The sequence below is a fragment of the Streptomyces deserti genome (assembly GCF_054782695.1).
Genome location: NZ_BAAGRZ010000058.1, coordinates 1 through 15,543, shown reverse-complemented (window position 1 = coordinate 15,543; position 15,543 = coordinate 1). Strand labels below are relative to the sequence as shown.

Genomic DNA, 15,543 nt, shown 5'->3' with positions numbered 1-15,543 from the left:
GGAAACGCCCGGTTACATTCCGAACCCGGAAGCTAAGCCTTACAGCGCCGATGGTACTGCAGGGGGGACCCTGTGGGAGAGTAGGACGCCGCCGAACTCCTTTTAGAGCTCTGGCTCTTGGGCACACAGCCCGAGGGCCAGAGCTTTTTTGCGTTGAGGTAAGGTCAGGGAGCATCGTTGGTACGTTTCCCACAGGAGGCCCCCGGGTGGAGGTTCAGGAGACTCGCGTCCAGACGGACCGTGTCCTCACCATCCCGAACATCCTCAGCATGGCGCGCCTCGTCGGCGTGCCCCTCTTCCTGTGGCTGATCCTCAGGCCTGAGTTCGGTGGTCCCAAGAGCGATGGGTGGGCGCTGCTGGTGCTGGCCCTGAGCGGCGTCAGCGACTACCTGGACGGCAAGCTCGCACGGCGGTGGAACCAGATCAGCAGCCTCGGCCGGCTCCTTGATCCCGCGGCCGACCGGCTCTACATTCTCTCGACTTTGGTCGGTCTCACCTGGCGCGAGATTCTGCCCGTCTGGTTGACGGCTGTACTTCTGGCGCGAGAGCTGGTTCTGCTGGTGATGGTGGGCATTCTCAGGCGTCACGGCTATCCGCCGCCGCAGGTGAACTTCCTGGGGAAGGCCGCCACCTTCAACTTGATGTATGCCTTCCCGCTGCTCCTGCTCAGTGACGGAACTGGCTGGATCTCGTCACTCGCTGCTATTTTCGGATGGGCGTTCGCCGGATGGGGTACAACGCTGTATTGGTGGGCAGGAGTCCTCTACGTGGTACAAGTCCGCCGCCTGGTCCGTGCGGACGCCATGGCCGATTGAACTCGCTGATTGGGTGGCCGTAACGGCCCGATGGCCCGCGGTGGAAAAGTGCGGGACAATCTGGGCGGGTGAAGTCGGCTAGACCGTCGTCTCTTGGAGGAGGACGCTTCCGACATGAAGGCCGTCGTGATGGCCGGAGGCGAAGGCACACGCCTTCGTCCCATGACCTCAAGCATGCCCAAGCCGCTCCTGCCTGTGGCGAACCGCCCGATCATGGAGCATGTTCTGCGGCTGCTCAAAAGGCATGGGCTCAACGAAACAGTCGTAACTGTCCAGTTCCTGGCCTCGCTCGTCAAGAACTACTTCGGTGACGGCGAAGAGCTTGGAATGGAGCTCACCTATGCCAATGAGGAGAAGCCACTCGGTACCGCCGGAAGCGTCAAGAACGCCGAAGAGGCGTTGAAGGACGATGCCTTCCTCGTCATCTCCGGCGATGCCCTGACCGACTTCGACCTCACCGAGCTGATCAATTTCCACAAGGAAAAGGGCGCGCTGGTCACGGTCTGCCTGACACGTGTGCCCAATCCGCTGGAATTCGGCATCACCATTGTCGACGAAGAGGGCAAGGTGGAGCGGTTCCTCGAGAAGCCGACCTGGGGTCAGGTCTTCTCGGACACCGTGAACACGGGCATCTATGTGATGGAGCCCGAGGTCTTCGACTACGTCGAGCCCGATGTGCCCGTCGACTGGTCCGGCGACGTCTTCCCGCAGCTGATGAAGGAGGGCAAGCCGGTCTACGGCTATGTCGCCGAAGGCTACTGGGAGGACGTCGGCACGCACGAGAGCTACGTGAAGGCGCAGGCCGACGTCCTGGAGGGCAAGGTCGACGTCGACATCGACGGCTTCGAGATCTCCCCGGGCGTGTGGGTGGCGGAGGGTGCCGAGGTGCATCCCGATGCCGTTCTCCGCGGTCCTCTCTACATCGGGGACTACGCCAAGGTCGAAGCCGGCGCCGAGGTCCGCGAACACACGGTGGTCGGTTCCAACGTCGTGGTGAAGAGCGGTGCCTTTCTGCACAAGGCCGTCGTCCACGACAACGTGTACGTCGGGCCGCACAGCAATCTGCGGGGCTGCGTCGTCGGAAAGAACACCGACATCATGCGCGCGGCGCGGATCGAGGACGGTGCGGTCATCGGTGACGAGTGCCTTGTCGGCGAAGAATCGATCGTGCAGGGCAATGTGCGGGTCTATCCGTTCAAGACCATCGAAGCCGGTGCTTTCGTCAATACATCGGTCATCTGGGAATCCCGGGGCCAGGCGCATCTCTTCGGTGCCCGCGGGGTGTCCGGAATCCTGAACGTGGAGATCACGCCGGAGCTCGCGGTGCGTCTCGCCGGCGCTTATGCGACCACCCTGAAGAAGGGGTCGACCGTCACCACGGCCCGCGACCATTCCCGCGGTGCCCGCGCTCTGAAGCGGGCGGTCATCTCCGCGCTGCAGGCCAGCGCCATCGACGTACGGGACCTGGAGAACGTACCGCTGCCCGTCGCCCGGCAGCAGACCGCGCGAGGGAGCGCGGGCGGGATCATGATCCGGACCACGCCTGGGGTGCCGGACTCCGTGGACATCATGTTCTTCGATGGGCAGGGCGCCGACCTGTCGCAGGGCAGTCAGCGGAAGCTGGACCGGGTGTTCGCGCGGCAGGAGTACCGGCGCGCCTTCCCCGGCGAGATCGGTGACTTGCACTTCCCGGCCAGTGTCTTCGACTCGTACACCGGGTCGTTGCTGCGCAACGTCGACACGACGGGGATCGCGGAGTCAGGGCTGAAGGTGGTCGTCGACGCGTCCAACGGCAGTGCCGGGCTCGTGTTGCCGAGCCTGCTGGGCAAGCTGGGGGTCGACTCGCTGACCATCAATCCCGGCCTTGACGAATCCAGGCCGACGGAGACCGCCGACATGCGACGGTCGGGGCTGGTGCGGCTCGGTGAGATCGTGGCGTCATCGGGGGCCGCGTTCGGAGTGCGGTTCGACCCCGTCGGGGAGCGGCTGTCGCTGGTCGACGAGAAGGGCCGCATCATCGAGGACGACCGTGCGCTGCTCGTGATGCTCGACCTCGTGGCCGCGGAACGGCGCAGCGGCCGGGTCGCGCTGCCGGTGACCACCACCAGGATCGCCGAGCAGGTGGCGGCGTACCACGGGACGCAGGTCGAGTGGACGACCACCTCGCCCGACGACCTGACGCGCGTGGGCGGTGAGGAAGGCACGATCTTCGGCGGTGACGGCAAGGGCGGCTTCATCGTCCCGGAGTTCAGCAGTGTCTACGACGGCACAGCGGCGTTCGTACGGCTCATCGGGCTCGTGGCGCGGACGCAGCTCACCCTCAGCCAGATCGACGCGCGCATCCCGCGGGCGCACGTCCTCAAGCGGGATCTGGCGACTCCGTGGGCCGTCAAGGGGCTCGTCATGCGGCGGGTCGTCGAGGCGGCCGGAGACCGCTTCGTGGACACCACCGACGGTGTGCGCGTGGTGGAGACCGACGGGCGTTGGGTGATGGTGCTGCCCGACCCGGCGGAGGCGGTCACCCACCTGTGGGCCGAGGGACCCGACGACGCCTCCGCCCAGGCGCTGCTCGACGAGTGGTCGGCGGTCGTGGACAGCGCGGGTCGGTAAAACGCGCAGCACGCGTGCGTGCCGGACAAGTGTCCCCAAGGGGGCCTGTCCGGCACGCCGGTGGGCCCGTTCGGAGCTAGCGGCCGCGACGTGCGACGATGTGCGGCATGCCGCAGCAACCCCCCGTTCGGAGCACACCTACGCGGCCCTCCCGTCCGGACGCGTCCATGTCGTTGATCACCAACGTCATGGACCACAGCCTCGACGACGGATACGCCGAGGCCGCCGCCCGCAAGAAGGCCGCGGGTGAGCGCGGCCTGCCGAAGACCCTCAGGGCGAAGCTCGGTCTGGCCGCCGGCCTGGTGCTCGCGGCCCTCGTCGTGACCGTCGGAGCGGCACAGGCGCGGGTCGCGGCCCCCGTCGTCGCCAAGGAGCGCGAGGAGCTGATCGACCGCATCGACCGGGAGACCGAGGCGGCGGACAAGCTCGAGGACAGCGTCGACAAGCTGCGCGAGGACGTGAGTGCGCGGCAGCGTGAGGCGCTCGAGAGGAGCGGGGGCAGCGGCCGGTCCGAGCTGATGGGCATCCTGTCGGGGGCCACAGCGGTGCACGGTCCCGGGGTGAAGCTCGTCGTGGACGACGCCAAGGAGGCGGGCACCGGTGGCGACGGTGACCCGCGGGAGAGCTCCGGGTTCTCCGACACCGGCCGGGTACGGGACCGTGACATGCAACGCGTGGTCAACGGGCTGTGGGAGTCGGGCGCCGAGGCCGTCTCCATCAACGGGCAGCGGCTGACGGCGCTGTCCGCGATCAGGGCCGCGGGGGACGCGATACTGGTCGACAACAGGCCGCTGGTGCCCCCTTACACGGTGCTCGCGGTGGGGGACGGTCAGCGGCTGAGCACCAGGTTCCAGAACAGTGCCGACGGGCTGTACCTGCACGCCCTGCAGGAGAACTACGGCATCCGCACCAGCATCTCCGTGGAGGACGACCTCCAACTGCCCGCCGCGCCGAGTGTGATCGTACGTACAGCACAGCCGAAGACCGACAGCACTGAGAAAGACTGAGAAGGGCACATCGTGATCGCCGTACTGGGCCTCGTCGTGGGAGTCGTGGCCGGCCTGTTGGTCCGGCCTGAGGTTCCGGCGGCCGTCGAGCCTTACCTGCCGATCGCCGTCGTGGCGGCGCTCGACGCCGTCTTCGGAGGTCTGCGGGCCATGCTCGACGGCATCTTCGACGACAAGGTCTTCGTGGTGTCGTTCCTGTCGAACGTGGTCGTGGCCGCGCTGATCGTGTTCCTGGGCGACAAGCTGGGCGTGGGCGCGCAGCTGTCCACCGGTGTCGTGGTCGTCCTCGGCATCCGTATCTTCTCCAACGCCGCGGCGATCCGCCGCCACGTGTTCCGGGCGTGAGGCCGATGAGCGAGCACGACGAACGGCACGACGAGCAGCCTGACAAGAGGCCCGCCGAGAGTCCCGGGCCTGAGCACAGGCTGCGCAAGGAGCTGCCCGAAGAGGTGCCCGCGACGGCTGCCTCGGCGGAGGAGGCGCCGGAGCAGGAGCCCGCGCCGCAGCTCACCGGCCGGCAGCGGCTGGTGAAGGGGCTGTGGCCGCCGCGTGTCACCCGGGCCCAACTCATCGTCGCCCTGCTGTTGTTCGGCCTGGGCTTCGGCCTGGCCGTCCAGGTGGCGTCGAACAGCGACAGCGACAGCGCCCTGCGCGGCGCGCGTCAGGAAGATCTTGTCCGCATCCTCGATGAACTGGACGACCGTACACAGCGTCTTGAAGACGAGAAGCAGGGACTCGAGAAGCAGCGCGACGAGCTGGAGAACAGCTCGGACCAGGCCGAGGAGGCCCGCAGGCAGACGGTCGAGAAGGAGAGGCAGCTCGGCATCCTGGCGGGCACCGTGGCCGCGCAGGGGCCCGGCATCACGATGACCATCGAGGACACGGGGGGGACGGTCGAGGCGGACATGCTGCTCGACGCGATCCAGGAGCTGCGGGCGGCGGGGGCGGAGGCGATCCAGGTGAACGGGGTACGGGTCGTCGCCGGCACATATCTGTCGGACGCCGGCAAGGGAGTCGGCGTCGACGGGAACAAGATCAACGCGCCCTATCGTTTCAAGGTCATCGGCAAACCGCAGGACCTCGAGCCGGCGCTCAACATCCCCGGAGGCGTGGTGCAGACTCTCGAGAAGGAACAGGCCACCGTTACCGTCGAGCGGTCGAGCAAGATCGTCGTGGACGCCTTGCGGGCGGCGAAGCGGCCTGACTACGCTCGGTCGTCCTCCCAGTGAACCGGGGGTGCATGGGGGGCGTCCGGCGAGGGCATGAGGTTGCGGGGGGTCGGCGCACCGATTGGGTGGTGCGTGGTGGAAACTGTCTGGTGGAGACGGACGTTGTGTCTGGTGGAGACGGACGTTGTCAGGATGTCCGGGTCGGCCAGAGTGTTCAGTCAGGGTTCGTCCTGCCCCACGGGCGGGTCTGTTTCGGTCAAGGGGAATCGCCCGTGAAGTTGTTTGCGAAGTGGTTCGGCAAGAGCGCGCGAGAGGGCAGCGGCAACGCGACCGCTCGTCATCGCGCACAGCCTGACGCAGAGGGCCAGCGTCCGCTGTTCCGGGACCAGGTGGCTGGTCCGGGCGGTGACGTTTCCGGAGGTCAGGGCGCGCCGTCGGTTGACCCTGCGCAGTCCGGCGGCATAGGTTTCGGGCAACCGTCAACCTCAGGTACGGGTGGAGGGTTCGCAGCCGGCCCGTACGCGTCCAACGCCCCGGCGGGGCAGTCGCCGCAGGAGGACCCGTCCATGTCGGCCCTGGTGTGTACGAGGTGCGGTAACCGCAACGCGGAGAACAGCCGCTTCTGCTCCAACTGCGGCGCGCCGCTGCGGGCCGGGGCCGCCGCCGAGCGTTCGTCCGAGACGACGTCCACGATCTCCATCTCCGGCCTCGAGGCCTACGACGCGGAGACCACCGGCCAGACGCCCATGCCGATGCTGTCGCCCGAGGCGCAGGCCGCCGTGGACGCGCTGCCGCAGGGTTCCGCGCTGCTGGTCGTGCGCCGCGGGCCGAACGCGGGCAGCCGCTTCCTGCTGGACAGCGACCTGACCACGGCCGGGCGTCATCCGCAGAGCGACATCTTCTTGGACGACGTGACGGTCTCCCGCCGGCACGTGGAGTTCCGCCGCAGTCCGGACGGCACGTTCACGGTGGCCGACGTGGGCAGTCTGAACGGCACGTACGTCAACCGGGAGCGGATCGACCAGGTCGCCCTGAACAACGGTGACGAGGTGCAGATCGGCAAGTACCGGCTGGTCTTCTACGCGAGCCAGCGGGGCTACTGACCCTCCCCCGGACCTCGTCCGGGGGGACCCACAGGGAAGGTCCATGCTTCGAACACCGAGCGGCGGTGCCGGGCACGGCACCGCCGCCACGGACAGTGGGTTGATGAGCATCGGCACGGTGCTGAACGTGCTGCGCGACGAGTTCCCCGACATCACCATCTCCAAGATCCGCTTCCTGGAGTCGGAGGGGCTCGTCGAGCCGCAGCGGACCCCCTCGGGGTATCGCAAGTTCAGCGCCGAAGACGTCGAGCGCCTCGGCCACGTCCTGAGGATGCAGCGGGACCACTATCTGCCCCTCAAGGTGATCCGCGAACACCTTGAGGCGATGGAGCGCGGCGAAGCGATTCAGCTGCCGGCCCTGGGCCCCCAGCGGGACGGTGAGCCCGTGCCGGAGTCGTCCGAAGGGCCTACGGCGGCCCGGATCGGGCGGGCCGAGCTGCTCGCCGCCGTCGGCATCGGCGAGCAGGAGCTCCAGGAGTGGGAGTCGTACGGGCTCATCGCTCCGCTGGAGGACGGGGTGTACGACGCCGAGGTGGTTACCGTGGCCTCGCTCGTCATCGAGCTGGGGCGGTTCGGGATCGAGCCGCGGCACCTGCGGGCGATGAAGGCCGCCGCCGACCGCGAGGCGGGACTGGTGGACCAGGTCGTCGCCCCGCTGAAGCGGCACCGGAACCCGCAGACCAGGGCGCATGCTCAAGCCCGGGCCAAGGAGCTGGCGGGGCTCACCGTGAAGCTGCACTCCGCACTGGTGCAGACCGCTCTCGGGGTGCGGCTGCCCTGAGGAGGGGGTGTCGAGGGCCCGGATCGGCCACCCGTTCTCTGCCCGACTACCCAAACGTCCCGAGCACGGCCTAGGGTTGCTGTGTGAACGAGCTCGATGTCGTAGGTGTCCGGGTCGAAATGCCCTCCAACCAACCGATCGTGCTGCTGCGTGAAGTGGGAGGCGACCGTTACCTCCCCATCTGGATCGGGCCGGGGGAGGCGACGGCCATCGCCTTCGCCCAGCAGGGCATGGCTCCCGCACGGCCGCTGACCCACGACCTGTTCAAGGACGTGCTGGAAGCCGTCGGCCAGGAGCTCACGGAAGTACGCATCACGGACCTGCGTGAGGGCGTCTTCTACGCGGAGCTGGTCTTCGCCAGCGGGGTCGAGGTGAGCGCCCGTCCGTCCGATGCCATAGCGCTGGCACTGCGCACCGGGACGCCGATCTACGGCAGTGACACGGTGCTCGACGACGCCGGTATCGCGATCCCGGACGAGCAGGAGGACGAGGTGGAGAAGTTCCGCGAGTTCCTCGACCAGATCTCGCCGGAGGACTTCGGATCCAGCAGTCAGTGAGGTCCGGCGGTCGGTGAGAACCAGGAGTCGGTGAGGCGCGTGGGCGGCTCGGCGGACGAAGTGGTCCGTGTCGGGTCGCCCACGTCGTGTCAGGGGCCGGTCCACGTCCCGTGAGGGCCGAAATGCCCGCGTGTGCCAGTGGCCCCTGAGAGCGTCACGCGGCCCGCGCCGAAGGCATTCGGCTAGCCTTTCCCCGCAGTGGGGCACGGGAAACCACTCTTAGGGTGATTATCACTCGGCGTGCCGAGTGTGGCGGTCGTTGACGCACCCCTGGTGGCTGCCTACCGTCGAGAAGGCAGGTCAAGGACGGAGGTCGGCGTGAGAAGCAGCGGCGACGGTACGGCTGGGGGTGCCCCCGGACGCAGTCTCGGGGCGAGCGGTCCGTACCCTCCCCCCGGCTCTCGGCTCCGCTCGACCAGGGAGTACTCCCATCACAGCAGCGCCGCCGAGCACGCTCCCCAGCGACCGACGGCCGTGCCGAGCAGCGGAGGGGCGACGTCCATGGCGTCCGAGCAGATCGGCTATCGAGGCCCCACGGCCTGTGCGGCCGCCGGCATCACCTACCGGCAGCTGGACTACTGGGCCCGCACCGGGCTCGTCGAGCCGAGCGTGCGGCCCGCCTACGGGTCCGGGACGCAGCGCCTGTACAGCTTCCGGGACGTCGTCGTCCTGAAGATCGTCAAGAGATTCCTGGACACGGGCGTATCGCTGCAGAACATCCGCACCGCCGTCCAGCACCTCAGGGAACGCGGTTTCCGTGACCTGGAGCGCATGACGCTGATGAGCGACGGCGCCACGGTCTACGAGTGCACCTCGCCGGAAGAGGTCCATGCGCTGCTCCAGGGCGGTCAGGGCATCTTCGGGATCGCCGTGGGCGTGGTGTGGCGGGACGTCGAGAACGCGCTTTCACAGCTCCACGGGGAGCGTGTCGACACGGGCGAGACCCTCGTCGGGCAGAACCCGGCGGACGAGCTGGCGCGGCGGCGGAACCGGGCGGTCTGAGCGGTTCAGCCGCAGCGGACGGTGCCTTGGGGGCATTGTCAGTGGCGTAGGGCAGCATCGGAGATGTGAGAACCGCGCCCACGATCCTGCACCTCGACATGGATGCCTTCTTCGCCTCGGTGGAGCAGGCGTCCAAGCCGAGCCTGCGCGGGAAGGCCGTCATCGTGGGTGGACTCGGGCCGCGCGGGGTCGTCGCCACGTGCTCCTACGAGGCGCGGGTCTTCGGGGTCCATTCGGCGATGCCCATGGCGCAGGCCCGGCGACTCGCGCCCAACGCCGCGTATCTCGTGCCGCGCTTCGGGTTCTACCGGACGATCAGTGAGCAGGTGATGGGGCTGCTGCGCGCGCTGTCGCCGCTGGTGGAGCCGCTGAGCCTGGACGAGGCGTTCGTGGACCTGGAGGCCGGTGGGACGGCCTGGGACGAGCGGTCGGCGCGGCTGGCCGGGGCGAAACTGCGCGCGGACATCCGGGCCGTCACGGGACTCACGGGGTCGGTGGGCCTCGCCGCCTCCAAGATGCTCGCGAAGATCGCCTCGGAGCAGGCCAAGCCGGACGGGCTGGTGGTCATCGAGCCGGGGACCGAGCGGGCCATGCTCGGGCCGATGCCGGTGCGCACGCTGCCCGGTGTGGGCCCGGCGACCGGTGACCATCTGCGGCGTGCCGGGATCCACACCGTCGAGGAACTCGCCGAGGCCGGTGAGGACGAACTCGTACGGCTGCTGGGCAAGGCCCACGGGCACGCCCTGTACGCGATGGCGCTGGCGCGGGACGAGCGGCCCGTGGTGGCCGAGCGGGAGGCGAAGTCGGTGTCGGTGGAGGACACGTACGACGTGGACATCCACGACCGGGTGCGGGTCGGGCTGGAGGTGCAGCGGCTCGCCGACCGGTGCGTGCGGCGGCTGCGCGGGGCCGGGCTGTCGGGGCGGACCATCGTGCTGAAGGTGCGGCGGTACGACTTCTCGACCCTCACCCGGTCCGAGACGCTGCGCGGGCCCACTGACGATCCGGCGGTGATCCGGGAGGCGGCGGCCCGGCTGCTGGACTCGGTCGACACGACGGGTGGCGTACGGCTGCTCGGGGTCGGGGTCAGCGGGCTCGCCGACTACACGCAGGAGGATCTGTTCGCGCAGGCGGCGGGGGAGCGGGCCGACAGTCCCGTCGAGGAACCCGAGGAGGTGCCCGTCGAGGAGCAGCAGGCGCCCGTCGAGCGGAGATGGCCCGCGGGGCACGACGTGCGGCACGCCGAGTACGGGCACGGGTGGGTGCAGGGCAGCGGACTCGGGCGGGTCACCGTGCGGTTCGAGACGCCCGAGTCGGAGCCCGGGCGGGTGCGGACGTTCCGGATCGACGATCCGGACCTGGAGCCGGCGGATCCGCTGCCGCTGGTGCCGCGAAGACCCGGGGAGGGCGGGGGGTCCGATGCGGATGCGGATGCGGGGTCCGTGGACGCGCGGTCGGCGAGCCAGGGCTGAGGCGGACAGGAGCCCGGGCCTGGCCGGGCTGGGCTCGTCTCGACGGTTTCCCGCCGACGGGGGTGCAGGACCGCGAGCCCGGTCTCAGGCCGTCTCGTCCGTGCCCGCGAGTCTGCCGACCTCGTGGTCCGGGAGCGGGGGAGGAGCGGCCACGTCGAGACCGTAGTGGTGGTAGAGCTGGAGTTCCTGCTCCGGGGAGAGGTGGCGGCCGACGCCGAAGTCGGGGGCATCCTTGATCAGGGCGCGGTCGAAGGGGACGTGGAGGGCGCCGTCGATCAGCTCGCTGGGCTCCAGGGGGACGAAGGCGTCCCTGCTGAACAGGCCGGTCCGTATCGCGGCCCACTCCGGGACGCCGGTGGCGTCGTCGAGGTAGATTTCGTCGATCGTGCCGATCTTGGTGCCGTTCCGGTCGAACGCCTTGCGGCCTATCAGGTTGCGCGGATCGATGTCGGTTCGCACGTGCCCTCCAACTGGTCGCAACTCATTCGTAAGCACTACAAAACGGCACAATTGGGAACGCGGCCACTCGAAGGCCCGGGCGTTGACCTCGCTGGTAGGCTGGCAGACGGCTGCTGACCCCGTGCGGGAGAGTCCTCCAGGCACCATCGGAGGCGCCGAAGGAGCAAATCCTCCCCGGAATCTCTCAGGCCCACGTACCGCACGGACGAGGTCACTCTGGAAAGCAGAGCGGGTGTCGACGGCTTCCGCTCTCACCGACGGTGAAAGCCGGGCGCTTTGGGGCGATCCGGTGAAGCTCTCAGGTTGAGATGACAGAGGGGGAGGCCGTCCGGGCACCCGTGCCGTGGTGCCCCTCGAAGGTCGTGTCAGACCAGGAGGCCTCCGCAATGACCGCCCATCGCACTCCGCTCTCCGAGCTCGAGCAGGGAATCCCCTTCGAGCAGCGCCACATCGGGCCCGACCAGGAGGCGCGGGCCAAGATGCTCGCGCAGGTCGGCTACGGCTCGCTCGACGAGCTCACCGCCGCCGCGGTCCCGGATGTGATCAAGAACACCGACGCGCTCGACCTGCCGGGCGCGCGCAGTGAGGCCGAGGTGCTGGCCGAGCTGCGGTCGCTGGCCGACCGCAACCAGGTCCTCGACTCCATGATCGGGCTCGGGTACTACGGCACCTTCACGCCGCCCGTCATCCTGCGCAACGTCATGGAGAACCCGGCCTGGTACACGGCCTACACGCCGTACCAGCCTGAGATCTCGCAGGGTCGGCTGGAGGCGCTGCTCAACTTCCAGACGATGGTCGCCGACCTCACCGGTCTGCCGACCTCCGGGGCCTCGCTGCTGGACGAGGGCACCGCGGCCGCCGAGGCGATGGCGCTGTCCCGGCGTATGGGCAAGAACAAGAAGGGCCTGTTCCTGGTCGACGCGGACGCGCTGCCGCAGACCATCGCCGTGATCCAGTCCCGTGCCGAACCGACCGGTGTCGAGGTCGTCGTCGCCGACCTCGGCGAGGGCATCCCGGCCGAGGTCGCCGAGCGTGAGATCAACGGCGTGCTGATCCAGTACCCGGGTGCCTCCGGGGCCGTACGCGACATCAAGCCGGTCATCGACCAGGCGCACGAGCTCGGCGCGCTCGTCACCGTCGCCGCCGATCTGCTCGCGCTGACACTCCTGAAGTCGCCGGGCGAGCTCGGCGCGGACATCGCGGTCGGGACGACGCAGCGCTTCGGCGTGCCGATGGGCTTCGGCGGGCCGCACGCCGGATACATGGCGGTGCGGGAGACGTTCGCGCGGAGCCTGCCCGGGCGGCTCGTCGGCGTGTCCGTCGACACGGACGGGAACAGGGCGTACCGGCTCGCGCTGCAGACGCGCGAGCAGCACATCCGCCGTGAGAAGGCCACCAGCAACATCTGCACCGCGCAGGTGCTGCTCGCCGTGATGGCGGGGATGTACGCCGTCTACCACGGGCCCGAGGGCCTGAAGGGCATCGCGCGACGCACCCACCGGTACGCCACCATCCTCGCCGCGGGGCTCGAGGCCGGTGGCGTCGAGGTCGTGCACGGCGCCTTCTTCGACACGCTGACCGTGCGCGTCGCGGGCCGTGCCGCCGAGGTCGTCGCCGCCGCGCGTGAGAACGGTGTCAACCTCTGGCACGTCGACGCCGACCACCTGTCCATCGCCTGCGACGAGACGACCACGCGGGCCCAGGTGGGTGCCGTATGGGCCGCGTTCGGGGTCGAGGGCGACATCGAGGCGCTGGACGCGGTGACCGAGGAATCCCTCCCGGCCGCGCTGCTGCGCACCGACGAGTACCTGACGCACCCCGTCTTCCACCAGCACCGCTCCGAGACGGCGATGCTGCGCTACCTGCGCCGGCTGGCTGACCGGGACTACGCACTGGACCGCGGCATGATCCCGCTGGGCTCGTGCACGATGAAGCTCAACGCGACGACCGAGATGGAGCCGGTCACCTGGCCCGAGTTCGGGCAGCTGCACCCCTTCGCGCCCGCCGAGCAGGCGCAGGGGTACCTCACGCTCATCCGTGAGCTGGAGGAACGTCTCGCCGAGGTCACCGGGTACGACAAGGTGTCGCTGCAGCCCAACGCCGGGTCGCAGGGTGAGCTGGCCGGACTGCTCGCCGTGCGCGGGTACCACCGCGCCAACGGTGACGAGCAGCGGACGGTGTGCCTGATCCCGTCCTCCGCGCACGGGACGAACGCCGCGAGCGCCGTGATGGCGGGCATGAAGGTCGTCGTCGTGAAGACCGCCGGGGACGGCGAGATCGACGTGGACGACCTGCGGGCGAAGATCGAGCAGTACCGCGACGAGCTGGCGGTGCTGATGATCACGTACCCGTCGACGCACGGGGTGTTCGAGGAGCACGTCTCCGAGATCTGCGCGCAGGTGCACGAGGCCGGCGGGCAGGTGTACGTCGACGGCGCGAACCTCAACGCGCTGGTGGGGCTGGCCAAGCCGGGGCACTTCGGCGGGGATGTCTCCCACCTGAACCTCCACAAGACGTTCTGCATCCCGCACGGCGGGGGCGGCCCCGGCGTCGGTCCGGTGGCGGTGCGTGAGCACCTCGCGCCGTACCTGCCGAACCATCCGCTGCAGCCCGCGGCCGGGCCGGAGACCGGTGTCGGGCCCATCTCGGCCGCGCCGTGGGGTTCGGCGGGCATTCTGCCGATCTCGTGGGCGTACGTCCGGCTCATGGGCGGTGAAGGGCTCAAGCGGGCCACGCAGGTGGCCGTGCTGTCCGCCAACTACATCGCCAAGCGGCTGGAGCCGCACTACCCGGTGCTGTACACCGGGCCCGGTGGGCTGGTCGCGCACGAGTGCATCATCGACCTGCGGCCGCTGACCAAGGCGACCGGTGTGAGTGTCGATGACGTGGCCAAGCGGCTCATCGACTACGGGTTCCACGCGCCGACGATGTCGTTCCCGGTGGCCGGGACGCTGATGATCGAGCCGACCGAGTCCGAGGACCTGACCGAGCTGGACCGGTTCTGCGAGGCGATGATCGCCATTCGCGCGGAGATCGAGAAGGTCGGCTCGGGTGAGTGGCCGGCGGACGACAACCCGCTGCGGAACGCCCCGCACACCGCTGGTGCGCTCGGCGGGGAGTGGGAGCACCCGTACAGCCGTGAGGAGGCCGTCTTCCCGGGCGGGGTGTCGGCCGCCGACAAGTACTGGCCGCCGGTGCGGCGGATCGACCAGGCCTTCGGTGACCGGAATCTGGTGTGCTCGTGCCCGCCGTTGGACGCGTACGAGGACTGAGAGTTCGGTTCGGAGGACTTGGGAGGCTTCGGGGGCTTCGGAGGGCTTTGGAGGGCTTCGTTCCGGCGGAGCCCTCAGGCCGGGTACGCGTGTGTCTGTGTCGCCTTGACCGTCGCCCACACCGGTGCGCCCGGGTGGAGGTCGAGTTCGGCCGCGGCGACCGTGGTGAGGTCGGCGGCCAGGGGGAGTTCGCCGGTGAGGTCCGCGCGGATCTGGTCGCCGTGGGTCTCCAGGCCCGATACCTCGCAGCGCCACAGGTTGCGGGCGCTTGAGCCGGTGGGGCGTTCCCGGTACAGGGTCACGGCGCCGGGTGGGAAGGCCACGAAGACCGGGCCGGAGAGGTCCTCGGTGGTGGTGATGGCGGGGCCGGTGTCGAGCGTGACGGTGTGGCCGTCGGCCCGGCCGCGGTAGAGGTTCAGGCCGACCAGCTGGGCGATGTATTCCGTGCGCGGGTGGCGGGCGATGTCGGAGGGCGCGCCCTCCTGGACGACGTGGCCCTCCTCGACGACGACCAGCCGGTCGGCGAGCACCATGGCGTCCAGCGGGTCGTGCGTGACCAGGACCGCGACGGCCTCGAACTCGGCCAGGTGGCGGCGGAGTTGGGCCCGTACCTCCAGGCGGGTACGGGCGTCCAGGGCGGCGAGCGGTTCGTCGAGGAGCAGCAGCCGGGGGTGGATGGCCAGGGCCCGGGCGAGCGCCACGCGCTGGGCCTGGCCGCCGGACAGGCGGCGGGGCTTGGCGCCGGCGTGCTCGGCGAGGCCCATACGGTCCAGCCACTCGGCGGCCTGGGCGCGGGCCTCCGCCTTGCCGGCGCCCCGGCAGCGTGGTCCGAAGGCCACGTTGTCGAGGGCGGACAGGTGCGGGAAGAGCAGGTAGTCCTGGAAGACGACGCCGACCGGGCGGGACTCGGGCGGACTGCGGTCCAACGCCGCGCCGTCCAGCCGCAGATGGCCGCCCGTGAGCGGGACCAGGCCCGCGAGGGCGCGCAGGGCGGTGGTCTTGCCTGCGCCGTTCGGGCCGAGCAGGGCTACGACGTCGCCGGGGGCGGCGCGCAGGACCACGTCCAGACGGAAGGTGCCGCGGTCGACGACCAGGTGGGCGTCGAGGCCCTGGTCGTGGGGTCCTCTGTGCGTGCCGGTCGTTGTGGCGTCGGGGGCGGTCATGAGGGGCGTGTCCTGGGGATGGGGGCGGTGCGGGGAGGTGCCTCTATGTCTTTCGTCAAGCGAGGCGTGGGGTTCTGGGTTCGTAGAAGGTGCCGTCGCGGAGCATCGCGAACAGCACGTTGATCCGTTGTCG

The 15,543-nt window shown here is 69.5% G+C and carries 13 protein-coding genes, 1 rRNA gene and 1 riboswitch; of the genes, 12 read left to right on the top strand and 2 right to left on the bottom strand.

Annotation, left to right across the window (positions count from 1 at the left end):
• The 11 genes from rrf to ACYVMZ_RS38355 form a co-directional block, all read left to right on the top strand.
• Positions 1–97 (top strand): 5S ribosomal RNA (gene rrf / locus ACYVMZ_RS38405); the annotation flags it as partial.
• Positions 98–206: 109 nt separating this feature from the next.
• Positions 207–815 (top strand): CDP-alcohol phosphatidyltransferase family protein, encoded by a 609-nt coding sequence (locus ACYVMZ_RS38400; RefSeq protein ID WP_461087813.1) that lies wholly within the window; start codon positions 207–209, stop codon positions 813–815.
• Between the two features lie 114 nt (positions 816–929).
• Positions 930–3,425, top strand: a complete 2,496-nt coding sequence (locus ACYVMZ_RS38395) for a sugar phosphate nucleotidyltransferase (RefSeq protein WP_461087811.1) — start codon at positions 930–932, stop codon at positions 3,423–3,425.
• Positions 3,426–3,523: 98 nt separating this feature from the next.
• Positions 3,524–4,432, top strand: a complete 909-nt coding sequence (locus ACYVMZ_RS38390) for a DUF881 domain-containing protein (RefSeq protein WP_461087809.1) — start codon at positions 3,524–3,526, stop codon at positions 4,430–4,432.
• Between the two features lie 12 nt (positions 4,433–4,444).
• Positions 4,445–4,777: a small basic family protein gene (locus ACYVMZ_RS38385; RefSeq protein WP_003977440.1), complete on the top strand. Its 333-nt coding sequence runs from the start codon at positions 4,445–4,447 to the stop codon at positions 4,775–4,777.
• A 5-nt stretch (positions 4,778–4,782) separates the two neighbouring features.
• Entirely contained in the window at positions 4,783–5,661 is an 879-nt protein-coding gene (locus tag ACYVMZ_RS38380) for a DUF881 domain-containing protein (protein WP_461087806.1), read from the top strand.
• Between the two features lie 212 nt (positions 5,662–5,873).
• A complete protein-coding gene (locus ACYVMZ_RS38375) occupies positions 5,874–6,704 on the top strand; it encodes an FHA domain-containing protein (protein ID WP_461087804.1) in 831 nt (276 codons plus the stop codon).
• Positions 6,705–6,747: 43 nt separating this feature from the next.
• Positions 6,748–7,485 carry a transcriptional regulator FtsR gene (gene ftsR, locus ACYVMZ_RS38370; protein ID WP_461087802.1) on the top strand — a complete coding sequence of 246 codons (738 nt, stop codon included), beginning with the start codon at positions 6,748–6,750 and terminating at the stop codon, positions 7,483–7,485.
• Between the two features lie 83 nt (positions 7,486–7,568).
• The gene (locus ACYVMZ_RS38365) at positions 7,569–8,042 is read left to right on the top strand and encodes a bifunctional nuclease family protein (protein WP_003988851.1); all 474 of its coding nucleotides are present in this window, start codon (positions 7,569–7,571) and stop codon (positions 8,040–8,042) included.
• Between the two features lie 318 nt (positions 8,043–8,360).
• Complete coding sequence (locus ACYVMZ_RS38360; protein ID WP_461087799.1) at positions 8,361–9,044, top strand: MerR family transcriptional regulator; 684 nt, start codon at positions 8,361–8,363, stop codon at positions 9,042–9,044.
• Positions 9,045–9,109: 65 nt separating this feature from the next.
• Positions 9,110–10,516 carry a DNA polymerase IV gene (locus tag ACYVMZ_RS38355; protein ID WP_461087797.1) on the top strand — a complete coding sequence of 469 codons (1,407 nt, stop codon included), beginning with the start codon at positions 9,110–9,112 and terminating at the stop codon, positions 10,514–10,516.
• Positions 10,517–10,600: 84 nt separating this feature from the next.
• On the opposite strand, the gene ACYVMZ_RS38350 is transcribed toward ACYVMZ_RS38355, so the two are convergent.
• Positions 10,601–10,975, bottom strand: a complete 375-nt coding sequence (locus ACYVMZ_RS38350; RefSeq protein WP_461087795.1) for a PRC-barrel domain-containing protein — start codon at positions 10,973–10,975, stop codon at positions 10,601–10,603.
• A 114-nt stretch (positions 10,976–11,089) separates the two neighbouring features.
• Positions 11,090–11,185, top strand: a riboswitch (glycine riboswitch).
• A 176-nt stretch (positions 11,186–11,361) separates the two neighbouring features.
• Here ACYVMZ_RS38350 and gcvP point away from each other — a divergent pair.
• Complete coding sequence (gene gcvP / locus ACYVMZ_RS38345; RefSeq protein ID WP_461087793.1) at positions 11,362–14,247, top strand: aminomethyl-transferring glycine dehydrogenase; 2,886 nt, start codon at positions 11,362–11,364, stop codon at positions 14,245–14,247.
• Between the two features lie 74 nt (positions 14,248–14,321).
• Here gcvP and ACYVMZ_RS38340 read toward each other — a convergent pair whose 3' ends face one another.
• Positions 14,322–15,410, bottom strand: a complete 1,089-nt coding sequence (locus ACYVMZ_RS38340) for an ABC transporter ATP-binding protein (RefSeq protein WP_461087791.1) — start codon at positions 15,408–15,410, stop codon at positions 14,322–14,324.
• Positions 15,411–15,543: the final 133 nt, after the last annotated feature.